Below are 20030 nucleotides of genomic sequence, written 5' to 3'. Positions count from 1 at the left end.
TAGCCTTAAAGCCGCACCCGTCTTAGGAGCATGGCGTTTAGGGCCACGATGACGGTGGAAAGGCTCATGAAAAGCGCCCCCACCGCTGGGGAGAGGACGATCCCCCAAGGGTAGGCCACCCCGGCGGCGAGGGGGAGGGCGATGGCGTTGTAGCCCGTGGCCCAGAAGAGGTTCTGCACCATTTTGGCGTAGGTGGCCCGGGCGAGCGTCAGGGCGCGGACCACGTCCAGGGGGTCGCTCTCCACCAGCACCAGGTCCGCCGCCTCTATGGCCACGTGGGTCCCCGCCCCGATGGCGATGCCGAGGTCGGCCTCGAGGAGGGCGGGGGCGTCGTTGATGCCGTCCCCCACGAAGGCGGTGGGGCCCTCCCGCTTGAGCTCCCGCACCCGCCGGGCCTTCTCCTCCGGGAGGACCCGGGCGTGGTAGCGTTCTATCCCCAGCTCCTGGGCCACGGTTTTGGCCACGGCCTCGGCGTCCCCGGTGATCATGACCGGGGTGAGCCCCATGGCCTTAAGGCGCTGGATGGCCTCCTTGGCGGAGGGGCGGATGCGGTCGGCCAAGGCGAGGAAGGCCAGGACCTGCGCCTCGTCCATCAGGGCCACCACGCTTTCCCCGCGGGCCTCGGCCTCCTTAAGCCCCCGCTTCAAGGGCTCGGAGACCTTTAGGCCGAGCTCCTCCGCCCACTCGGGCCGGCCCACTCGGTACCTCTTGCCTTCCAGGACGCCTTCCACCCCTTTTCCGGGAATGGCCTGGAAGTCCGCGGCCTGGGGGAGGGGAACACCCCGTGCCTGGGCGGCCTCGAGGATGGCCTGGGCCAGGGGGTGCTCCGAGAGGGCCTCGAGGGCCGCCGCCAGGGAGAGCGCCTCCTCCTCCGAGGCCTCCTGGGCGTAGACCGCCCGAACGGCGAAGCGCCCCTCGGTGAGGGTCCCGGTCTTGTCCAAGGCCACGAAGCGGATCTCCCGGGCGCGTTCAAAGGCTTCCCGGTTCCGGACCAGGATGCCGTGCCGGGCAGCCAGGGCCGTGGCGTTCACCATGACCAGGGGGATGGCGAGGCCTAGGGCGTGGGGGCAGGCGATGACCACCACGGTTACTGCCAGGGAGAGGGCGAAGTTGAAGTCCTGTCCCAGGGCGAGCCAGGCGAGGAAGGTGAGGGTGCCGAGGGTAAGGGCGATGTAGAAGAGCCACCCCGCAACCCGGTCTGCCAGGACCTGGAAGCGGCTCCGGGAGGCTTGGGCTTCCTGTACCAGTCGCAGGATCTGGCTTAGGGTGGTGGCCTCCCCGGTGCGGGTGACCCGGACCTTGAGGGCGCCCTCCCCGTTCACCGCCCCGGCTATCACCTCGTCTCCCGGTTCTTTGGGCACGGGCCGGGACTCCCCGGTGAGGAAGGCCTCGTTCATCGTGGAAGCGCCCTCCACCACCACCCCGTCCGCCGGCACCTGCTCCCCGGGGCGGATAAGGATCAGGTCCCCCTCTTTGAGGGCGGAGACGGGTATGTCTTCTATGCGGTCGCCCAAGATCCGGTGGGCGGTGGTGGGCGTGAGCTTGGAGAGTTCCTCCAGGGCCCGGCTTGCTGCCTGCACCGAGGCCATCTCCAGCCAGTGCCCGAGGAGCATCACGTCAATGAGCGTGGCCAGCTCCCAGTAAAAGGGCTTTCCCGGAAGGCCCAAGGAGACGGCCAGGCTGTAGCCGTAGGCCGCGGTGATCCCCAGGGCGATGAGGGTCATCATCCCGGGGGTGCGCGCCCGAAGCTCGCGAAGCGCCCCCTTTAGGAAGACCAGGCCGCCGTAGAAGTAGAGGATCGTCCCCAAGACGGGGTTCACCCAGGCGCTTCCCGGGAACTGGGCTGCCCGGTAGCCGAACCAATCTTGGAGGTGTTCGGAGAAGTAGAGGATGGGGAGGGTGAGGAGGAGGCTTACGAAAAAGCGGTCCCGGAACATCTCCGGGGTGTGCCCGGCGTGCTTGTCGTGGCCCGTGTGGGCAGCGTGCCCCCCAGAGGGGTGCGCGTGCTGGGGTTCGGAATGGGGGTGGGAGTGCTTGTGGTGAGGGTTCTCGTGCTTCATCCGAGCGCCTCCTTATTTCCAAGCATATACCCTTCCCCAGGAGGGGGGGGGTGGAAGGTCCGGCCTCGTGCCGGGAAGGAAGCCCTAACCCACCTCGAGGACTCCCATCATCCCCCGGTCCTCGTGCTCCACGATGTGGCAGTGAAAAACGGTCCGGCCCTTTTCCCTCAAGGGAACCAGAAGCCTGGCCACCTCGCCCGCCTTCAGGTTGACCACATCCTTCCAGGCCCGGTAGGGGAAAGGCCTCCCGCCCACGGAGAGGACCTGGAAGGGGTGGACGTGGAGGTGGAAGGGGTGGTCCATGTCCCCCTGGTTTTCCACCTCCCAGACCTCCACCGTCTGGGCTTTCCCCTTCAGGTCCACCCGCCTGGGGTCAAAGGCCTGGCCGTTGATGAAGAAGCGGGCGGCCATCATGTCCTCGGTGAGGACCAGGCGGCGGGTGACCACGGGGGCGGGCAGGGTGGGGAAGGGGCTTAGGGCCTTGGGCAGGGGTAAGGGCTTGGGGTTCTTGGGGGCGATGAGGTAAAGAAGGGTTTCGGGCCGGCTTGGCCCTTGGGGCATGGCGTGGGCCATGCCCCCCATGTCCATCATGCCCATGGCCCCGCGGTCGTAGGGCAGGGCCTGGAGGAGGAAGCGGCCCTCTTTCCGCAAGCGCACCAGGACCTCGGCCCGCTCTCCTGGGGCCAGGAGGAGCTCGGACACCTCCAGGGGCTCTTCCAGGAAGCCCCCATCGGCGGCGATGAGGTAAAAGGGGTGGTCCTGCAGGGCCAGGCGGTAGTAGCGGGCGTTGGAGGCGTTGAGGAGGCGAAGCCTCAGGGTGGCCTTCTGGGCCACCAGGGTGGGCCGCAGGGCCCCGTTCACCAGGACCAGGTCGCCCTCCTTCCCGTTCATCCAGTCCATGGGGGTGTGCGGCGCCGGGCGCCCGCCCTGGAGGGCCAGGTCCTTCAGGACGAGGAGGTGCTCCTCCGCCTCCCTGAGCTCGGGGATGGCGTCCAGGGAGCTTTCCACCACGAGGGCTCCCAGGAGGCCGGCAAAGAGCTGGGGGGCTACCCGGCCGTGCAGGTGGGGGTGGTACCAGAAGGTACCTGCCAGCTCCTTGGGAACGGCGAACTCGTAGGTCCAGCTCTCCCCCGGGGGGATCTCCAGGACAGGAAGGGGTCGTCCACCTTAGGGGAGATGGGCAGGCCGTGCCAGTGGAGGTTGGTGGGCTCGGGAAGGCGGTTTTCCAGGGTGAGGCGCACCGTGTCCCTGGGGCGGACCCGGAGGGTGGGCCCGGGAAAGCTCCCCCCGTAGGTGAGGAGGGTGGCCCTTTGCCCCGCCAGGGCAAGCGGGGTGGGGGTGGCAGAAAGCTTCAGGGAGAGGAGGCCGCCCTGGCTCCGCACCACCTTGGGCTCGGGGAAGGAAGGGCCTTGGGCCCGGGCCAGGCCCAGGACCAGACTGCCCGCCGCCGCTTGGAGAAAGCTCCTGCGCTCCAGCATGCTCTTTAGGCTAGAGGGGAAGTGTTAAGGGCGCGTAAAGCCCCTAGAGCCGGGCGAGGGCCCGAGAGAGCCTGGTGCGGGCCTCCTCGGCCACGGGGGCGAGGGTTTTCTGAGCCGCCTCGGGGAGGACCCGGAACATCTCCCCGGGGTCCTGCACCAGGACCTCTACCCCCTCTTCGGCCTCCCGGAGCACCACGTTGCAGGGGAGGAGGAGGCCGATCTCCGGAAGGGCCTCGAGGGCTTGGGCCGCCAGGTGGGGGTTGCAGGCCCCCAGGATCAGGTAGGGGGGCTTCTCCAGGCCCAGCCGGGCCTTCAAGGTGGCGGCCACGTCGATTTCCGTGAGGATGCCGAACCCTTCCTCCTTGAGGGCCGCTTCCAGCCGGGAACGCACCTCCGGGATGGAGCCTTTCAGGGTCTTGCGCAGCTCCGTCATAATACCCTCTTGTCCCAGTCTACCGAATCCGCGAGGGTGGGCCTAGAGTAGCAGCTTTTTTCACAAGCGGGATTTCCTTCGGCCGGGGGTATTGCCGCTTCGGGCGAAGGAAGCCCCAGACGGGTCCAAGGTTCTGCCGTCTGGGGCTTCGGGGCTCACTCGCCCAGGAAGAAGCCGTGCCAGGTGTGGATCCAGACCTCCCCCGTGTAGGCGTTTACCGAGAGCATGCCCTCCACCTTTCCCCGGCCAAAGTCAAAGGTGTAATACCCTGGGAAGGTTCCTTCCTCCAGGATCCGGGCCCCTGGGAGATAGGCAGCTAAGAACCCCTCGGCCAGCTTCCTGGCCGCCTCCAAGGGGTAACGGGGTGGGGCTGGCGTGGGGTAGGCCATCATGCCCAGGCGGGTGTTCCACATCATGTTGGGGCCCGGTTCCGGGGAGACCACCCCGGTGTAGCGGTCTGCGATGAGTTCAAAGAGCCCTTGCCCTTTCTCATCCACCACCTGGGCGTAGTAGTTCTGGCTGAAGGCCATGAAATCCTTGAGGCGGGCCCCCGGATACAGCCGCTGGGCGTAGGCTTCCATGCGAGCCTTGGCGGCTTCCTTGGAGATGGGCCTGGCCTCGGGCGGGTAAACCGCCATCATGCCCATCATCCCATGGCCCCCCATCATGCCGTAGCCCATCATCCCCGGGCCGTACTGGGGGCCATAGCCCATCGTTCCCGGCCCAAAGCCCCCCATCATGCCCTGGGTGAGGGCGAGCCCTAAGAGCAGAAGGGCCGCGATACCTAAAAAACCGATCCGTTTCATGCTTCCCCTCCTTCAAGTTCCTTCTTGAGCTTTCTAAAGGTTGCCTCGTCTAACTCTCCCTTGGCGTAGCGGAGCCTTAAGGCCTCCAGGGCGTCGTCCTTGCCCTTTCGGCCTTCCCGCCCTTCCAGGGCCTTAAAGCCCAGGTAGGCCAGGAGGATGAGAAGGCCCAGAAAAAGGAGCATGCCGAAAAGCCCAGAGAAGCCTCCGAATCCGCCCATTCCGCCCCAACCCATCATGCCCATCGTGCACCTCCACCTATACCCTAGGCCTGTATTGTTAAGCTCCTATAAAGCGGGGCGGGTAGACTGGTAGGGTGGTCCGCAAGCGCCTCTTCGCCCGCATCTATCCGTGGCTTTCCGCCCAGCACGAGGCCCTGGTGGCGGAGAGGAAGCGGGTCCTCTTTCAGGAGGCCCTTGGGCGGGTGAGGCCGGGGGAGGTTCTGGAGATCGGCCCTGGGCCTGGGACCAACCTGGCCTACCTGCCCCCGGGGGTCCGGTACCTGGCTCTCGAGCCCAACCCCTTCTTCCACCCCCGGCTCAGGGCCCGGGCGGGGGCCTTGGGGATAGACCTCACCCTCCTTTCCGGGCGGGCGGAGGCCATCCCCTTGCCTGGGGAGAGCGTGGACCTGGTGGTGGGCACCCTGGTCCTCTGCTCCGTGGCGAACCCCGAAAAGGCCATAGAAGAGGTCCACCGGGTCTTGCGGCCGGGCGGGGCCTACCTCTTCCTGGAGCACGTGGCCGCCCCCAGGAGAACCCCTTTGCGCTTTCTCCAGGAGGCGGCCACGCCGTTTTTCTCCCTCCTTGGGGACGGGTGCCACCCCAACCGGGAGACCCTCTCTCTGGTCCAGGCCCGCTTTTCTCGGGTAGAGGCGGAGGCCTTCTTCCTGCCCTTTCCCGTGGTGGCCCCCCACGTGGCGGGGCTCGCCTTCAAGGGGTAGGGGATATGGGCCCCCCTTCAGCGTTCCTAGGGTACGGTTTCAAACAAAAGCCTTTGCAGCTCCGCTTCAGGGGCCCGCTGGCTGAGGTAGAGCACCTCCACCCCCACGATCCGGCCCTGCTCGTCGTAGTCCACGATGATCCCGGGGGCTACTTCCTCCGAGCGGCTGGCCGGACCTTCGGTTAGCGTCAAGTAGAGCGCATCCGCTTCACGGTCTATCTTTAGCCTCATAAGACTACCCTCCGGTCCAAAAACGCCGTTACCACCCGCATGGGGTGGGACTTAGGGTTCACGACAACTCGGAGCACTTTCCCCCTCTCCGGAATCCGGACGAGGCGGTGCTCCAATGAGGGGTCTACCCGGTCCTTTTCCACGGCTTCTGGAAAGGCCAGCGCCCGCTCTATCCACTCTAGGGGGATGCCCCTCTTCTCCAGAACCTCCCGTGCGTGCTGGGTGAGGACGTACTCCGGGCTCCCCATGCCGGGCCTAAAGCTAGGGTAGCCTCCCTTGGGTTTCCCTTCAAGCAGTATGGAGATCTGGAGGCAGCCTTCGGGATCCTTGGGCTTTGGACAGAGACGCGCCCTCACGGGAACTTCCAGACCCGCCCCCGGCCGTCTATGAAGACGAGCCTTCCCGCCTCCTGGGGATGGGCGGCGAGGGCCAGGACCGTGCCCTGCCAGAGCCTTTTCCAGCCCGCCGGGGTCCTCTGCCAGAGGCCCGTCTTCCCTCCGAGATAAAGGGTCCCCGCCCCTGCCGCGAGGGCGTAGATCTCCCGCTCCGGGGTCGGTACCTGGGTGAAGGTCTGGCCGCCGTCTGGGCTTTGGTAGAGGCCCTGGCCCATGGGGGCCACGTAAAGGGTCTTCCCCTGGAAGACCATGGCCGCCATGCCCGCCTTGGGAAGCCCTTTAGGGGCGGTGGACTTGAAGGTTTTCCCGCCGTCTTCGCTGACGAAGTAGCCGTGGGTGGCCTCGAGGGCGAAGTGGAGGCCCCCTGAGGCGGCGTAGCCGTGGAGGTCCAGGGCGGGAAGCCCCCTGGGGCGGAGGTTCCGCCAGGTCCTGCCCCCGTTTCGGCTTTCCGAAAGCACCCAGTGTCCGGCGGCGAGGATGCGGTCCCTCTCCAGAACGAGGCCCATGGCGTCAAAGCCCGTTTTGCGCACCAGGTCCCGCCAGGTCCGGCCTTCGTCCTCGGAGGCCTGGATGCCGTCGTGGTGGCCGAAGAGGAGCGAGCCCTTGGGAAGCCAGAGGAGGGCGTGGATGTCCCGGGTGGCCACCTGGCCCACAGGGGTTTGGGCCAAGGCCCCAAGGCTTAGGAGGAAAAGGCCTACAAGGCGCCGCATCCCCCACCTCCTATCGGGAAAGCCTGAGCCCTGTGAGGCAGGTGGGGCTATCCCGAAAGGTGGCCACGGGGGCTTGGGCCACCCAGTCCCCCTGGCGGACCTCGAGGGTGTAGCGGCGGTTTCGCGGGAGCCAAAGCTCAAAGAAGCCGTCCTTGCCCGTCTGCACCTGGGCCTTGAGGACCTCTTTTCCCCCTTCTAGCACCCGCACCGCAAACACCTCCCCTTGGAGTTCCCCTGTGCAGCTGGAGAAGTAGTGGACCTGGCAGGGGTGGGTGCGGTGGCGGTAGGGGGCCACCGCCAGGAGGAAGCGGTCCTTCAGGGCCACCTGGGCCTTGCGGCCATCGGGAAACTCAAAGAAGAGGGCCTCGGAGGTCGCGTAGCTCACGACCCTTTGCCCTTCCTCCCTCCACCGCTTGGCGAGGGCCAGGGCTTCCTCCGGGCTGGCCCCCTTGAGCGCCTCGGGCGTGGGGGCCTGGGCCAGGCCTAGGGCCGCGCCCACCAGGAAAAGGGCGAGGAGCTTCCTCATGGCCCCCACGCTATTCCCCCTTCGTTAAGCCCGTGTAAAGGGGAAGGGTGAAGCGGAAAGCACTGCCTTGGCCTGGCTCGCTTTCCGCCCAGATTCTCCCCCCCATGGCCTCCACCAGGCCCTTGGCGATGGTGAGGCCCACGCCCGTGCCTCCGTCCTTGCGGCTGCGGGAGGGGTCGATGCGGTAAAAGCGCTCAAAGATGCGGGGGAGGTGCGCTTCCGGGATGCCGGGCCCGGTATCCTCCACGCTGAAGAGGACCTCTTTGCCCCGATCCTCCGCCTTCAGGCGGACCTCCCCTCCTTCCGGGGTGTGGCGCAGGGCGTTGGAAAGCAGGTTGGCGAAAACCTGCAAAGCCCGCTCCTCGTCCGCCAGGACCAGGGGCAAGGTGGGGGTGGAGAACACCCGGAGGGCTACCCCCTTGGCCTGGAAGGCGGGGAGGAAGCGCTCCACCGCCTCTTCCAGGAGGGCCTTGGGGTCCAGGGGCTTGGGGTGGAGGACCACCGCCTTGGCCTCCACCTGGGAGACCAGGGCCAGGTCCTGGACCAGGCGGGCCATGGCCCGGACCTCCCGCTCTATGCTCCGGGCCACCTTCTCTGGGGCCATAACGCCGTCGGCCAAGGCCTCCGCGTAAGCCTGGAGGGCGGAGAGGGGGGTCCTGAGCTCGTGGGCCACGGTGCCGATGAGCTCTACCCTGGTCTTTTCCACCTGCTCCAGGGCCTCGGCCAGGCGGTTGAAGTGAAGGGCGAGCTCCCCGAGTTCGTCCCTCTCCAAGACGGGCAGGCGCACCCGGTACTCTCCTTGGGCCATGCGGCGGCTTCCTTCCATGAGGAGCCGGGCGGTGCGGGCAACCCGGAGGCTGGCGAAGGAGGCGATGATGGCGGCTCCCAGGGCGGCGAGGGGCAGGGCCGCAAGGAGGGCGGCGGTGAGGGTGGAGCGAAGCCCCTCCTCCAGGTCCCGCCGCAGGGCTTCGCCCATCATCAGGCCTCCCATCATGGAGAGGGCATGGTACATGCGCTCCACGTGCCCCCGGTAGAAGGGGGGAGCGAGGGCCTCGGCCAGGAGAAAGAGGAGGACAAGCGCTAAGAAGGCCACCAGCAGGTGGCTCAAGAAAAGCTTGAGGAAAAGGCGCATGCTCAGGGGCCTTCCCGGAAGCGGTAGCCTACTCCCCGCACCGTCTCTATGAAGCGGGGATGGTCCGGGTCGTCTCCGAGCTTTTTTCTAAGCCCGGCAATGTGGACGTCCACCACCCGGTCCACCCCGGGGAAGTCGGGGCCCCAGACCTTTTCCAAAAGCCTTTCCCGGCTAAAGACCATGCCCGGGTGCTGGGCCAGGGTGAGGAGCAGATCAAACTCCAGCGGGGAGAGGGGGAGGGGCTTTCCCTCCAGGTAGGCCTGGCGCTCCCGGGGGAGGAGGCGGAGAGGGCCGTAACAGAGCTCTTCCCTAAGCCCCGCCCGCCTGAGGAGGGCCTTGACCCGGGCCACCACCTCCTTGGGACTAAAGGGCTTCACCACGTAGTCGTCGGCCCCTAGTTCCAAGCCCCGCACCCGCTCCTCCTCCTCCCCCCTGGCGGTCAGCATCAGCACGGGAAGCTCCGGCCGTTCCCGGCGGATTTCCGCCAGCACGTGGAATCCATCTAGTTTGGGTAGCATGAGATCCAGGATGACCAGGTCGGCCCGGGGGAAGAGCTCCAGGGCGTTTTCGCCGTTTTCCGCCTCCAGGACTTCAAACCCGGCCCCCCGGAGGTAAGCCCCCAGGACCTCGAGGATGGCCGGGTCGTCGTCCACCAGGAGGACCTTCATGCGAGGTCCCGCTTCATCCGCTCAAAGGTCTCCTTGTCAATCTCCCCCCGGGCGTACCGCTCCCTCAGCACCTCCAAGGCCCGGTCCCGCCTCTCCGGGGCGAGGGCACGGACCAGCCAGTAGACAAAAAGCCCCAGAAGCACGAACCAGAGGAGGCCAAGGATGGGCCCCCACCAACCCAGGTACCAGCCGCTTCCGCACCACCACATGTTCTTCACCTCCCAGTTGCAGCCTAGCCCCGTCCGGTTAAGCCACGGTAAAGCCGCGCGGTTGGAAGCCCCTCAGCCTGAGGGAGTTGGTGAGGACGAAGAGGCTACTTAGGCTCATGGCCGCCGCGGCCAGCATGGGGTTGAGGAGGAGGCCGGTGAAGGGGTAGAGGGCCCCCGCGGCCACGGGGATGAGGAGAACGTTGTAGGCGTAGGCCCAGAAGAAGTTGAGGTGGATGGTGCGCAAGGCGCGCCGCGAGAGGAGGACGGCGTTCACCACCCCCCGGAGGTCGGGGGTGAGGAGGACCACGTCCCCGGCCTCGAGGGCGATGTCCGTGCCGCTTCCCATGGCGAGGCCCACGTCCGCCTGGGCCAAGGCGGCGGCGTCGTTGATCCCGTCCCCCACGAAGACCACCTTCCGCCCCTCGGCCTGGAGCCTGCGGATGGCCTCCACCTTCCCCTCAGGCCTCACCCCGGCGAGGACCTCGGGGATGCCTAAGGCCTCGGCCACCCGCCTGGCCGGGGCGGGGTGGTCCCCGGTGAGGAGGACGGGCTTCAGGCCGAGGGCCTTCAGGGCCGCCACCGCTTCCTCGGCCTCGGGCCTTGGGGGGTCAAAGACGGCGAAGGCGGCGAGGAGCCGCGTTCCCTCCGCCAGGTAGAGGGGGGTGTACCCCTCCTCGGGGAGGGCCTTGGCCTCCTCGGGAAGGTGCACGCCGAGGCGCTCCATGAGGGCGGGGCCTCCCAGGTGGAGGCGCCTTCCTTCCACCCGGCCCTCCACCCCCTCCCCGGGAAGGGCCCGCACCTCCTCCGCCTGGGCCTGGGGTAGGCCCTTTGCCGCCTCCAGCACCGCCTTGGCCAGGGGGTGCTCGCTTCCCCGCTCCAGGGCGGCGGCAAGCCTTAGGGCCTCCTCTTGGGAGAGGCCGAAGGGGAGGACCCGGACCAGGGTGGGCCTTCCCAGGGTGAGGGTCCCGGTCTTGTCCAGGACGGCGGTGTCCGCCCGGGCCAGGGCCTCGAGGGCCGTCCCCTTGCGGAAGAGGAGGCCCATCTGGGCCGCCCGCCCCGTGGCCACGGCGATGGCCGCCGGGGTGGCGAGGCCCATGGCGCAGGGGCAGGCGATGAGGAGCACGGCGAGGGCGGCCACGAAGGCGTGGGCGAGGCCGGGGCCTAAGAGGAGCCAAAGGGTAAAGGTGAGGAGGGCGATCCCCACGACCACCGGCACGAAGACCCCCGCGATGCGGTCGGCGAGCTCCTGGACCTTGGGCTTGTGGCCCTGGGCCTCCTCCACCATCCGGGCCATCTGGGCGAGGAAGGTGGCCTCGCCCACCCGGCTCACCCGCACGAGGAGGGCCCCCTCGCCGTTCACTGTCCCCCCCACCACCTCGTCCCCCGGGCCCTTGGCCTTGGGGATGGGCTCCCCGGTGAGCATGGACTCGTCCACGTGGCTTTGCCCTTCCAGGACCACCCCGTCCGCGGGGATGCGCTCCCCCGGCAGCACCCGCACCACGTCCCCGGGGATCAGGGCCAGGGCGGGGACCTCCTTCTCCTCCCCGTCCTGAACCACCCGGGCGGTCTTGGGCCGTAGGGCGAGGAGCTTCCTTATGGCCTCCGAGGCCTTGCCCTTGGCCCTTTCCTCCAGGTGCTTGCCGAGGAGGACGAGGGCGAGGATCACCGCCCCGGCCTCAAAGTAAAAGTGGCGGGCCTCCTCGGGGAAAAGCCCCGGGAAGAGAAGGACCAGGAAGGAGTAGAGGTAGGCGCTTCCCGCCCCCAGGGCCACCAGGGTGCTCATGCCGAAGGCGAGGTGGCGGGCCTCGGCCAGGGCCTGCCGGAAAAAGCGCCTTCCCGCGTAGAGGACGGGGAGGGCGGCGAGGGCCTGGAGGAAGCCGGGGAAGCGGGGCAGGGGGAGGAGCATGGGCCCCATGGCGAGGAGGAGGGTGAGGAGGGCGAAGGGGAGGGCGAGGAGGAGGTCCTTGCGGTAGGTGGGCGCCTTTTCTTGCGCCTCCTCCGCGCCCTCCATGGGCTCGTAGCCCGCCTCCCGGATGGCCTGGTGCAGGCGGGGCAGGCTCACCGTGTCCGGTAGGTACTCCACGAAGGCCTTTTCCGTGGCCAGGTTCACGCTCACCGCGAGTACCCCGGGAAGCTTGGCCAGGGCCCTTTCCACCCGGGCCACGCAGGCGGCGCAGGTCATCCCCTTCACGGGGATCTCGGCCCGGGCCACCACGGGCTCGTACCCGGCCTCCTCCACCCGCCTGAGGATTTCCCGGAGGTCCACGCCCTCCTGCAGGCGCAAGAAAGCCTCCTCGGTGGTGAGGTTGACCCGGGCCTCCTCCACCCCCTCCGCCCGCTTCAAGGCCCTTTCCACCCGGGCCACGCAGGCGGCGCAGGTCATGCCCCTGACGCCTACCTTGATCTCCTGGGCCATGGCTTCACCGGTACTTGAGGGCCTCCATCAGCTCCTCTACGATCTCCTCCACGTCCCCCCGCTCGTGGGCGGTGGCCACGTGGTCCCTGAGGTGGGCCCTTAAGACCATCTCCCCCACGCGGTCCAGAGCCCCCTCCACCGCCTTGAGCTGTTTGAGGACGTCCACGCAGTAGACCTTCTCGTCCTCCAGCATGCGGAGGATGCCTTCCAGGTGCCCCTTGGCGGAGAGGAGGCGCCTCCTCGCCTCCTCCCTCACCTTGGGGTCCAGGTGCAGATGGGCATGGGGCATGGCTAGGCCAGGACCTGGGCCCTGTACCCCTCCTCTTCCACCGCCTGGACGAGGGCCTTGGGGTCGGCTGTTCCCTCCACCAGGGCCTCCCCCTTTTCTAGGGAGACCTCTACCTTCTCCACGCCGGGGACCTTCTTAAGGGCCTTGGTCACCGCCATCACGCAGTGGTTGCAGGTCATGCCTTCCACCTTGAGCTTCAGCATCCTTCCACCTCCTATCCCACCCCAGGTGGGGTGGGGTACGCCTTTACCCTAACCCTTTTTTCCCTCGCGCGCAAGGGGCTCGCGCCCTCAGGGCGTTGGGCCCGTGAGGAGGCCTTTCCGCCAGGGCGGTGTCTCCGCTCGGCTAGCCCGAGGAAGCCCCTTGAGGACCCTTTACCGGGGCCGCAAGCCAGCATGGGGTGGCCTCAGGCCCAGCGTGCCTCTTTGACCCCGGACACCTTCTGCACCGCCTGGAGAATCCGCTCCTCCTCCCCGTCCTGGACCGCCAGGCGGAGCCGGATCCGGGCCAGGGGGCCCAAAACCCGGGTTTCGGAGCCGAGGGCGCTCTTGCCCGCCTCGGCCACCACCTGCATCACGTCCCGGAGGAGGCCGGCCCGGTCTTGGGCCAGGACCTCGAGGACCACCACCTTCCCCCCCACCCCTTCCCAGTAGGCCCCGATCACCCGGTCCGCCTCCGGCCCCTGGAGGAGGCGGCGGAGGTTGGGGCAGTCGGCCCGGTGGACCGTGACCCCGCGGCCCCGGGTCACGAACCCGAGGATGGGGTCGCCCTTCATGGGCTCGCAGCAGGAGGCGAGGCGGATGGGGGCCTGCAGGTCCTGCTCCAGCCGGATGCCCCACTCGTTGCGGACCTGGGGCTTGGGCTTCTCCGGCTTGAGGAGGGCCTTGGGGTAGAGCTTTTCCGCCACCTGCCGGGGGGTGAGGCGGTTCAGGGCCAGGGCCAGGTAGAGCTCCTCCGGGGAAGGGGGGAGGGAAAGGCGTTTGGCCGCCTCCTCCAGCTGGCTGTCCGTGGGCTTGGGCAGGCCACGGCGCTTGAGGTACCGCTCCAGGAGGTGCTGGCCCCTTTCCAGGGTCTCCTGGCGCTCCTGGGCGCGGAAGTACTGGCGGATCTTGCTCTTGGCGCTGCGGGTCTTGGCGAACTCCAGCCAGCCCTTGGAGGGGTGGGCGTTCTTGCTGGTGAGGATCTCCACGATCTCCCCGTTTTGGAGCTCGTAGGAGAGGGGGACGATGCGGCCGTTGACCTTGGCCCCCACCATGTGGTGGCCCACCTCGGTGTGGATGTGGTAGGCGAAGTCCACGGGGGTTGCCCCCTTGGGCAGGTTGATGATGCGGCCCTTGGGGGTGAAGACGAAGACCCGGCCGCCGAGGAGGTCCTTGGTCACCGCCTCCACGAACTCCCGGGAGCTGGAGAACTCCTTCTGCCACTCCTGGATGCTCTTCAGCCAGGAGACCCGCCGCTTGACCTCCTCGGGGTCGGTGAGCCCCTCCTTGTAGAGCCAGTGGGCGGCGATGCCGTACTCGGCCACGCGGTGCATCTCCCGGGTGCGGATCTGCACCTCCAGGGGTAGGCCCTCGAGGGCGATCACCGTGGTGTGGAGGCTCTGGTAGCCGTTGGGCTTGGGCACGGCGATGTAGTCCTTGACCCGGCCGGGGATGGGCTGCCAGAGGGCGTGGACCAGACCGAGGACGTGGTAGCAGACCTGCTTCTCCCTCAGGGCCTGGCTTTCCCGGGTGGGCGCGGGCTTGGGGTCAAGGATGACCCGGACCGCCAGGAGATCGTAGATCTGCTCCAGGGTTTTCCCCTCCCGTTCCATCTTCTTCCAGATGGAGTAGAGGTGCTTGGGGCGCCCGGTCACCTCAAAGCCCTGGAGCTGGCTCTGGAGGAGCTCGTCCCGGGCCAGGGTTTCCTGGAGGAGGTGGATGGCCTTCTGGATGAGGCGCTCCCTGGCCTCCTGGGTGGCCTGGATCCGGGCGGACAGGCTGGCGAAGGCCTCGGGGTGGAGGTAGCGGAAGGAGAGGTCCTCCAGCTCCCACTTGAGCTGGCCCATCCCCAGGCGGTGGGCGAGGGGGGCGTAGATCTCCAGGGTTTCCTGGGCGATCCGCTTCTGCTTCTCGGGGGGCATGTGCTCCAGGGTGCGGAGGTTGTGCAGGCGGTCCGCCAGCTTGACGATGATGATGCGCACGTCCTCCGCCATGGCGATGAACATCTGGCGGAGGTCCTCCGCCCGCCTCTCCTCCCCCTCGAGGTTCGCCAGCTTGTAGAGCTTGCTGACCTTGGTCTCCCCCTCCACGATGCGGCGCACCGTGGGGCCGAAGCGGCGCTCCAGCTCCTCGGGCGCTACCCCGCAGTCCTCCACGGTGTCGTGGAGGAGGCCCGCGGCCACCGTGTCGGCGTCCATCTGCAGGCCGGCCAGGATCTCGGCCACGGCCACGGGGTGGGTGATGTAGGGCTCCCCGCTTCGCCGTAGCTGCCCCCGGTGGGCTTCCTCGGCGAAGCGGTAGGCCTCCCGCACCTTGGCCCGTTCCTCGGGGGCGAGGTAGGCCAGGGCGGGTTCCAGGCGGTTCCAGAGGCCGAGATCCGCGCCGACCACTACTTTTAGTGTAGCACCCCTACCCGGAGAGGGCCTTCAAGAAGGGGTCCAAGGCCTCGGGTTCCACCAGGGCCACGGCCTCGTACCCCCTCCAGGGGGCGAGGACCAGATAGCCCCCGCCCAGGCGGACGAGAGCAGGGCCCAAGGCCTCTCCCGTGGCGGCTTCCAGGGCCTTGAGGGCCTGGTGGAGGGCCTTGAGCTGGGGCCGGGGGAGGGGGAGGGGGTCGTCCAGAAGCCCCAGGGCCTTTACCCCGGGGAGGCGGAGGGGGGAGAGGTCCGGCCTTCCGCCCCCCGGGGCTTCCAAGGCGCTTAGGAGGGCCTCCAGATCCTCCTGGCCCAGCTCCTTGAGGAGGCGGTCCGCGGCCTCCTTCTCCTTCTCCAACTCTTTGAGGGCCTCCTCCGCCTGGGCCAGGGCGCGTTCCACCTCCAGGACCCCACGGGGGCCCAGCCGTTCCAGGGCCTTCTGGGCGGGGCGGAGGAACTCCACCAAGGGGCGGATGCGGCGCTGGGTGTCGCTTTTGAGCCCCTCCAGGGGGGCGTAGCGGCGGAAAAAGGCGGCGAGGCGGGTGCCGAGCTCCTGGCGCTTGGCCTCGAGGCGGCGCTTCAGGGCCTGGAGGGCCCGGGCGATGGGGGCGGGGTCGGGGAGGGGCTTTTGGCGCTCCGCCTCTATGGCCTTGAGGACCGCCTCGCCCCCCAGGGGGCGGAAGCGCTCCGCCAGGACCTGGAGCCGGGCGAGCTCCTCCAGGGCGAGCCTCCGCCGGAGGGCCCGGCCCTCTTCCAGGCGGCGCCTCAGGGCCTCCAGGTCGGGAAGCTCCCCCCGGGCCAGGGCCTTTTCCGCCTCGGCCACCTCCTCGCCGAGCCCCAGGGCCTCCGCCTCCTCCTTGAGGGCCTTAAGGGCCGCCCTCCTCTCCTCTAGCCGCGCCCGCCGCGCCTCCTCCCCCGCGCCCTTCAGGAGCTCGGCGTAACGGGCCCGGATCCCGGGCAGGGCCTGGGCGAGGGCCTCCCCCTCGAGGCGGGCAAGCTCCTCGGCGAGGGGCTTCGCCGCCTCGCCGAGGGCGGAAAGCTCCTCTAAGAGCCGCGCCTTCTCCTCCTTAAGGCGCCTTGCCTCCTCCTCCAGGGCCGAAAGCTCCGCCTCCAAAGCGGCGAGGTCGGGAAGCCCCCCTTCCCTCAGGGTCTCCTCGGCCAGGCGGAGGGCCTCCTCCAGGGGGGCCTTGGCCTCCTGGGGAAGGGGAAGGCGGCGGAGGGCCTCCTCCAGCTGGATGAGGCGCGCCCGCCTTGCGGCCTTGGCCTCCGCCTCCGCCTCCTTCAGGGCCGCTTCCAGCTCCTTGAGCTTCTCCTGGGCGGGCTGCTCCGTCTCCAGGAGGGCCTCCACCTCCGCCCGCAAGGCGGCCGCCCGGGGGTGGTCCAAAAAGGGGGCGTAACGGAGGACGAGCTCCTCCAGGCGCCGCTTCTCCTCCGCCACCTCCAGGGCCCGGATCTCCTGGGCTTGGGGTTCGGCGAGGCTTTCCAGGTCTATGACCAGCTCCTCCTCGAGGGCCGGGGCCTCCTCCACGGTGACGAGCACGTCCTCTTCCTGGGTTTCAAAGACCATCTCGGGGAGGGTGGCGGGCTGGACGGCGCTGGAGGCCAGGTACTTGCGGAGCTCCAGGGCAAGGGCCCTGGCCCGCTCCACCTCCCCCTGGGCCAAGGTCCCCTCCCGGTGGGCCTCGCGGACGATCTGGATGAGGCTTTCCAGCCGCCGCACCTTGGGGCCGCCCAGGGGACGGACCCGCTCCAGGGCCTCCTCCAGGTGGGCGAGGTCCTGGGCCTGGCGCAGGAGGGCCTCCTCCAGCTTCTCCTCCAGGTGGTCCAGGAGGGCGAGCCCCTCCTGGAGGAGCCTGGGGTCGGGCTCCCGGCGCAGGCGGTTCACCAGGGCCCGTAGCCTTCCCACCTCGGGCCAGTCCACGTAGAGGCCGAAGCGGGCCAGGCCCCGCTCCAGGGCCTCCAGGCCCCCTTCCGGGGCCGGGGCGAGGCGGGCCAGGGCCTCCTCCACCGCCCGCCGGGCCTGGGCGGCGGGGAGGCGGGCCTGGAGCTCCCGGAAGACCAGGCCCTTGAGGAGGGTCTCGGCGTCTTTCTCGCTCAGCTCCTCCGGCCGCTTGCCCAGCCGCTTGAGCCCCTCCTCCAACACCACTTGGGCCCGGGCCCCCAGGTGGGGCCTGAGGGTTTCCTCCAGGATCCGGTAAGGGCTTTCCCTCATGGCGTTTCCTTAACCACCCGCAGGGGCTCCCCGAAGTAGAGGGTCCGGTGGGGGAAGGGGATCTCCACGCCCTCCTGGTCCAGCCGCTTCTTGATCCGCCGGCGGAACTCCCGGGCCACGGCCCACTGCTGGGCGGGTTTGGTGCTGAAGAGGGTGCGGATGACCACGGCGGAGTCGGCCAGGTCCTGGACGCCGAGGACCTCTGGGGGGTTCGTGAACTTGTCCTGCCACTCCGGGTCCTGGAAGAAGCGCTCCGCCTCGTCCCGGAAGATGGCGAGGACGCGGTCCACGTCCTCCTTGTAGGCCACCCCCACGTCCACCACCGCCCGGCTCCACTCCTGGGTGAAGACGGTGACCTGCTGGATCTGGGAGTTGGGGATGAAGTGGGCCTTGCCCTCGAGGTCGCGGAGAACGGTGAGGCGCAGGTTGAACTTCTCCACCACGCCGGCGAGGTCCCCCACCTTCACGATGTCCCCCACGCCGTACTGGTCCTCCAGGAGGATGAAAAAGCCGTTGATGAAGTCGCGGATGAGGTTCTGAGCGGCGAAGCTTAAGGCAAGCCCCGCCACCCCGGCCCCGGCGAGGAGGGCGGTGACGTTGAGGCCGAGGTTGGAGAGGAAGAAGAGGCCGCCCACGGTGACCACCGCGACCTTCAGGGCCGACTCGGAGACGTTCCTCAGGGTCTTGGCCCGCACCGCCTGCCGGGTGAGTTCTCCCTCCGTTTCCGGCAAGGGGAGGCTTTGGAGGAGGAGGGGCACCAGGCGGTAGGCCGTCCAGGTGGCGAGGAGGACGGCCCCGCCGGCCACCCCCTTCCCCCCGAGCCAGGCCACCAGGCTCCGCCCCCAGGTGGCCAAGGGCTCGTAGGGAAGGCTTAGGGCGTGGCTCAGGTAGCTTGCCCCGGCCACGGCCACCATCCCCCACCAGGCGTAGCCCAGGAGGCGGAAGAAGGCGTCGTCCCGGGTGCTCGGGGTGAGGGCGGCGAGCCTCCCCAAAAGCCTCGCGCCGAGCCTTCCCAAAAGGACCACCGCCACCAGGGTGAGGGCGATGTGCAACGCGGCCAGCATGGGCCAAGTATACCGGAGCTATAGTGGGGAGGATGGAGCGGCACGTTCCCGAACCCACCCATACCCTCGAGGGCTGGCACATCCTCCACGACTTCCGCCTCTTGGACTTCCCCCGCTGGTTCTCCGCCCCCTTGGAGGCCCGGGAGGACGCCTGGGAGGAGCTTAAAGGCCTGGTGCGGGAGTGGCGGGAGCTGGAGGAGGCGGGCCAGGGTTCCTACGGCATCTACCAGGTGGTGGGCCACAAGGCCGACCTCCTCTTCCTCAACCTCCGCCCCGGGCTTGACCCCCTTCTGGAGGCGGAGGCCCGCCTTTCCCGCTCCGCCTTCGCCCGGTACCTGGGGCGGAGCTACAGCTTCTACTCCGTGGTGGAGCTGGGAAGCCAGGAGAAGCCTCTAGACCCCGAGTCCCCCTACGTCAAGCCCCGCCTCACCCCGAGGGTTCCCAAGTCGGGGTACGTCTGCTTCTACCCCATGAACAAGCGGCGCCAGGGCCAGGACAACTGGTACATGCTTCCGGCCAAGGAGCGGGCGAGCCTCATGAAGGCCCACGGGGAGACGGGGAGAAAGTACCAGGGAAAGGTGATGCAGGTCATCAGCGGGGCCCAGGGCCTGGACGACTGGGAGTGGGGAGTGGACCTTTTCAGCGAGGACCCCGTCCAGTTCAAGAAGATCGTCTACGAGATGCGCTTTGACGAGGTCTCCGCCCGCTACGGGGAGTTCGGCCCCTTCTTCGTGGGCAAGTACCTGGACGAGGAGGCCCTGCGGGCCTTCCTTGGGCTTTAGAGGGGGCGCACCCAAACCTCCCGCACCCGGGGGCCGTCAAACTCCACCAGGAAGACCTGCTGCCAGCGCCCAAGCCTCAGCCGCCCCTTCTCCGCCAGGAGGAGGAGGTGGACCCCGGTGAGGAGGCTCTTGAGGTGGGCGTGGGAGTTCCCCTCCAGGTGCCGGTCCTGGGGGCGGTGCCTAGGGGCGAGCTCGGCGAGCCGGCCTAAGAGGTCCTGGGCCACCGTGGGGTCGGCCCCTTCCTGGACCGTGAGGCCGCAGGTGGTGTGGGGGACGAAGAGGTAGACCAAACCCGTGTGGCCCGAGAGGGCCGCCTCCACCTTGCGGGTGATGTTCACGAACCCCTCCTCGGGGGTGGGGACCTCGAGGCGCACCACGCCTTCCATATGGGCATGATGCCACACTGGGCGCCCCGGGAGCGGGGTACACTTCCCCCATGTACGAGGCGGTTCTCGCCCTGCACAACCTGGTGCGCTGGCTCGTCCTCCTCCTGGGCCTCTGGGCCCTTTTCCGCCCCGAGCCCAGGCCCGGCGCCTTCTTTGCCCACGCCCTCACCCTGCAGGTGGTCCTGGGGGTGGTCCTGGCCTTCGTGAGCCCCTATTTCCAGGGGCTCCTCGCCGCCTTCGGGGAGGCCATGCGGGCCGGGGGGGAGGCCCGCTTCTTCGCGGCGGAGCACTGGGTGGGGGGGCTCGTGGCCCTGGGCCTGGCCCACGCGGGGCTTGCCCGGGCGCGGAAGGGGAGGCCCGGGGCCAGGCTCCTCTTCGCCCTGGCCCTAGGGGTGGTTCTCCTTTCCATCCCCTGGTTCCGGCCCCTGGTGCGGCTTTAGAGGAGGGAGGCCACCGGCACGAGAAGCTCGGGAAAGGCCCTGGGGGAGAGGGCGTCCTCGGGGCCCAGGACGTGGTGTTCCCGGTAGCCCCCAGGGGAAGGGTCCAGGAAGCGGTGGACCCTTCCCTCCGCGAGGTCCACCACCCAGACCTCCTGGACCCCGTGCCGGGCGTAGAGGGGGGCTTTTACCTCCCGGTCGTAGGCCCCCGAGGCGTCGGCCACCTCCATCCTCCACGCTGAAGCG

General features: G+C 68.7%; 22 protein-coding genes and 1 pseudogene. 3 read left to right on the top strand and 20 right to left on the bottom strand.

From position 1 onward, the window contains the following. Positions 1–5: 5 nt before the first annotated feature. From TthTMY_RS10405 to TthTMY_RS10385, 5 genes and pseudogenes are all read right to left on the bottom strand, one after another. Positions 6–2060 carry a heavy metal translocating P-type ATPase gene (locus TthTMY_RS10405; protein ID WP_096411209.1) on the bottom strand — a complete coding sequence of 685 codons (2055 nt, stop codon included), beginning with the start codon at positions 2058–2060 and terminating at the stop codon, positions 6–8. A gap of 84 nt (positions 2061–2144) precedes the next feature. Next, positions 2145–3538 (bottom strand): annotated as a pseudogene (locus TthTMY_RS10400) (multicopper oxidase family protein). 43 nt (positions 3539–3581) lie between these two features. After that, the gene (locus TthTMY_RS10395; RefSeq protein ID WP_096411208.1) at positions 3582–3971 is read right to left on the bottom strand and encodes a DUF302 domain-containing protein; all 390 of its coding nucleotides are present in this window, start codon (positions 3969–3971) and stop codon (positions 3582–3584) included. Between the two features lie 155 nt (positions 3972–4126). Further along, on the bottom strand, positions 4127–4777 hold the full coding sequence (locus tag TthTMY_RS10390) for a PepSY domain-containing protein (RefSeq protein WP_096411207.1): 651 nt from the start codon (positions 4775–4777) through the stop codon (positions 4127–4129). Next, the gene (locus TthTMY_RS10385; protein WP_172844645.1) at positions 4774–5013 is read right to left on the bottom strand and encodes a hypothetical protein; all 240 of its coding nucleotides are present in this window, start codon (positions 5011–5013) and stop codon (positions 4774–4776) included. The genes TthTMY_RS10390 and TthTMY_RS10385 overlap by 4 nt, the downstream gene beginning before the upstream one ends. 77 nt (positions 5014–5090) lie before the next feature. Here TthTMY_RS10385 and TthTMY_RS10380 point away from each other — a divergent pair, with 77 nt between their 5' ends. After that, complete coding sequence (locus TthTMY_RS10380; protein WP_223903256.1) at positions 5091–5714, top strand: class I SAM-dependent methyltransferase; 624 nt, start codon at positions 5091–5093, stop codon at positions 5712–5714. Positions 5715–5740: 26 nt separating this feature from the next. On the opposite strand, the gene TthTMY_RS10375 is transcribed toward TthTMY_RS10380, so the two are convergent. From TthTMY_RS10375 to TthTMY_RS10315, 13 genes are all read right to left on the bottom strand, one after another. Continuing rightward, positions 5741–5944, bottom strand: coding sequence for a DUF2283 domain-containing protein (locus TthTMY_RS10375; protein ID WP_096411205.1), 204 nt, complete (start codon positions 5942–5944; stop codon positions 5741–5743). Continuing rightward, a complete protein-coding gene (locus TthTMY_RS10370) occupies positions 5941–6300 on the bottom strand; it encodes a DUF4258 domain-containing protein (RefSeq protein WP_223903255.1) in 360 nt (119 codons plus the stop codon). The genes TthTMY_RS10375 and TthTMY_RS10370 overlap by 4 nt, the downstream gene beginning before the upstream one ends. Beyond that, positions 6297–7049, bottom strand: coding sequence for a WD40/YVTN/BNR-like repeat-containing protein (locus tag TthTMY_RS10365; RefSeq protein WP_096411204.1), 753 nt, complete (start codon positions 7047–7049; stop codon positions 6297–6299). The genes TthTMY_RS10370 and TthTMY_RS10365 overlap by 4 nt, the downstream gene beginning before the upstream one ends. 10 nt (positions 7050–7059) lie before the next feature. Next, a complete protein-coding gene (locus tag TthTMY_RS10360; protein WP_096413018.1) occupies positions 7060–7575 on the bottom strand; it encodes a CueP family metal-binding protein in 516 nt (171 codons plus the stop codon). A gap of 10 nt (positions 7576–7585) precedes the next feature. Then, positions 7586–8707 carry a sensor histidine kinase gene (locus TthTMY_RS10355; RefSeq protein ID WP_096411203.1) on the bottom strand — a complete coding sequence of 374 codons (1122 nt, stop codon included), beginning with the start codon at positions 8705–8707 and terminating at the stop codon, positions 7586–7588. A 2-nt stretch (positions 8708–8709) separates the two neighbouring features. Then, positions 8710–9375 carry a response regulator transcription factor gene (locus TthTMY_RS10350; protein WP_096411202.1) on the bottom strand — a complete coding sequence of 222 codons (666 nt, stop codon included), beginning with the start codon at positions 9373–9375 and terminating at the stop codon, positions 8710–8712. Further along, a complete protein-coding gene (locus tag TthTMY_RS10345) occupies positions 9372–9584 on the bottom strand; it encodes an SHOCT domain-containing protein (RefSeq protein WP_096411201.1) in 213 nt (70 codons plus the stop codon). The genes TthTMY_RS10350 and TthTMY_RS10345 overlap by 4 nt, the downstream gene beginning before the upstream one ends. Positions 9585–9621: 37 nt before the next feature. Further along, entirely contained in the window at positions 9622–12000 is a 2379-nt protein-coding gene (locus tag TthTMY_RS10340) for a heavy metal translocating P-type ATPase (protein WP_096411200.1), read from the bottom strand. A 4-nt stretch (positions 12001–12004) separates the two neighbouring features. Next, entirely contained in the window at positions 12005–12289 is a 285-nt protein-coding gene (gene csoR, locus TthTMY_RS10335) for a metal-sensitive transcriptional regulator CsoR (protein WP_096411199.1), read from the bottom strand. A gap of 2 nt (positions 12290–12291) precedes the next feature. Then, positions 12292–12492 (bottom strand): CopZ family metallochaperone, encoded by a 201-nt coding sequence (locus TthTMY_RS10330; RefSeq protein ID WP_096411198.1) that lies wholly within the window; start codon positions 12490–12492, stop codon positions 12292–12294. A 203-nt stretch (positions 12493–12695) separates the two neighbouring features. Further along, a complete protein-coding gene (locus TthTMY_RS10325) occupies positions 12696–14879 on the bottom strand; it encodes a RelA/SpoT family protein (RefSeq protein WP_096411197.1) in 2184 nt (727 codons plus the stop codon). Between the two features lie 19 nt (positions 14880–14898). Beyond that, entirely contained in the window at positions 14899–17115 is a 2217-nt protein-coding gene (locus tag TthTMY_RS10320) for a hypothetical protein (RefSeq protein WP_223903254.1), read from the bottom strand. Further along, complete coding sequence (locus tag TthTMY_RS10315; protein WP_096411196.1) at positions 17112–18179, bottom strand: mechanosensitive ion channel family protein; 1068 nt, start codon at positions 18177–18179, stop codon at positions 17112–17114. The genes TthTMY_RS10320 and TthTMY_RS10315 overlap by 4 nt, the downstream gene beginning before the upstream one ends. 32 nt (positions 18180–18211) lie before the next feature. On the opposite strand from TthTMY_RS10315, the gene hemQ reads away from it, so the two are divergent. Continuing rightward, entirely contained in the window at positions 18212–18961 is a 750-nt protein-coding gene (gene hemQ, locus TthTMY_RS10310) for a hydrogen peroxide-dependent heme synthase (protein ID WP_096411195.1), read from the top strand. Here hemQ and TthTMY_RS10305 read toward each other — a convergent pair. Further along, positions 18958–19347 carry a secondary thiamine-phosphate synthase enzyme YjbQ gene (locus tag TthTMY_RS10305; protein WP_096411194.1) on the bottom strand — a complete coding sequence of 130 codons (390 nt, stop codon included), beginning with the start codon at positions 19345–19347 and terminating at the stop codon, positions 18958–18960. The genes hemQ and TthTMY_RS10305 overlap by 4 nt on opposite strands. Before the next feature lie 50 nt (positions 19348–19397). Here TthTMY_RS10305 and TthTMY_RS10300 point away from each other — a divergent pair, with 50 nt between their 5' ends. Then, entirely contained in the window at positions 19398–19787 is a 390-nt protein-coding gene (locus tag TthTMY_RS10300) for a hypothetical protein (protein WP_223903253.1), read from the top strand. Here the strand turns inward: TthTMY_RS10300 and TthTMY_RS10295 are convergent. Then, a complete protein-coding gene (locus tag TthTMY_RS10295) occupies positions 19784–20014 on the bottom strand; it encodes a Uma2 family endonuclease (RefSeq protein WP_223903252.1) in 231 nt (76 codons plus the stop codon). The genes TthTMY_RS10300 and TthTMY_RS10295 overlap by 4 nt on opposite strands. Positions 20015–20030 lie beyond the last annotated feature (16 nt).

It is taken from the genome of Thermus thermophilus (assembly GCF_019974155.1).
GTDB lineage: Bacteria > Deinococcota > Deinococci > Deinococcales > Thermaceae > Thermus > Thermus thermophilus_C.
The sequence above is the reverse complement of the archived record's forward strand: the minus strand, read 5'-3'. Positions and strand labels throughout refer to the sequence as shown.

Bases quoted from the DNA above. Each gene is read 5' to 3' on its own strand.
- TthTMY_RS10375 (WP_096411205.1), bottom strand. From the start codon at position 5,944: ATGAGGCTAAAGATAGACCGTGAAGCGGATGCGCTCTACTTGACGCTA.
- hemQ (WP_096411195.1), top strand. From the start codon at position 18,212: ATGGAGCGGCACGTTCCCGAACCCACCCATACCCTCGAGGGCTGGCAC.
- TthTMY_RS10340 (WP_096411200.1), bottom strand. From the start codon at position 12,000: ATGGCCCAGGAGATCAAGGTAGGCGTCAGGGGCATGACCTGCGCCGCC.
- TthTMY_RS10305 (WP_096411194.1), bottom strand. From the start codon at position 19,347: ATGGAAGGCGTGGTGCGCCTCGAGGTCCCCACCCCCGAGGAGGGGTTC.
- TthTMY_RS10315 (WP_096411196.1), bottom strand. From the start codon at position 18,179: ATGCTGGCCGCGTTGCACATCGCCCTCACCCTGGTGGCGGTGGTCCTT.
- TthTMY_RS10295 (WP_223903252.1), bottom strand. From the start codon at position 20,014: ATGGAGGTGGCCGACGCCTCGGGGGCCTACGACCGGGAGGTAAAAGCC.
- csoR (WP_096411199.1), bottom strand. From the start codon at position 12,289: ATGCCCCATGCCCATCTGCACCTGGACCCCAAGGTGAGGGAGGAGGCG.
- TthTMY_RS10365 (WP_096411204.1), bottom strand. From the start codon at position 7,049: ATGCGGCGCCTTGTAGGCCTTTTCCTCCTAAGCCTTGGGGCCTTGGCC.
- TthTMY_RS10360 (WP_096413018.1), bottom strand. From the start codon at position 7,575: ATGAGGAAGCTCCTCGCCCTTTTCCTGGTGGGCGCGGCCCTAGGCCTG.
- TthTMY_RS10320 (WP_223903254.1), bottom strand. From the start codon at position 17,115: ATGAGGGAAAGCCCTTACCGGATCCTGGAGGAAACCCTCAGGCCCCAC.
- TthTMY_RS10350 (WP_096411202.1), bottom strand. From the start codon at position 9,375: ATGAAGGTCCTCCTGGTGGACGACGACCCGGCCATCCTCGAGGTCCTG.
- TthTMY_RS10395 (WP_096411208.1), bottom strand. From the start codon at position 3,971: ATGACGGAGCTGCGCAAGACCCTGAAAGGCTCCATCCCGGAGGTGCGT.
- TthTMY_RS10330 (WP_096411198.1), bottom strand. From the start codon at position 12,492: ATGCTGAAGCTCAAGGTGGAAGGCATGACCTGCAACCACTGCGTGATG.
- TthTMY_RS10405 (WP_096411209.1), bottom strand. From the start codon at position 2,060: ATGAAGCACGAGAACCCTCACCACAAGCACTCCCACCCCCATTCCGAA.
- TthTMY_RS10390 (WP_096411207.1), bottom strand. From the start codon at position 4,777: ATGAAACGGATCGGTTTTTTAGGTATCGCGGCCCTTCTGCTCTTAGGG.
- TthTMY_RS10355 (WP_096411203.1), bottom strand. From the start codon at position 8,707: ATGCGCCTTTTCCTCAAGCTTTTCTTGAGCCACCTGCTGGTGGCCTTC.
- TthTMY_RS10345 (WP_096411201.1), bottom strand. From the start codon at position 9,584: ATGTGGTGGTGCGGAAGCGGCTGGTACCTGGGTTGGTGGGGGCCCATC.
- TthTMY_RS10300 (WP_223903253.1), top strand. From the start codon at position 19,398: ATGTACGAGGCGGTTCTCGCCCTGCACAACCTGGTGCGCTGGCTCGTC.
- TthTMY_RS10385 (WP_172844645.1), bottom strand. From the start codon at position 5,013: ATGATGGGTTGGGGCGGAATGGGCGGATTCGGAGGCTTCTCTGGGCTT.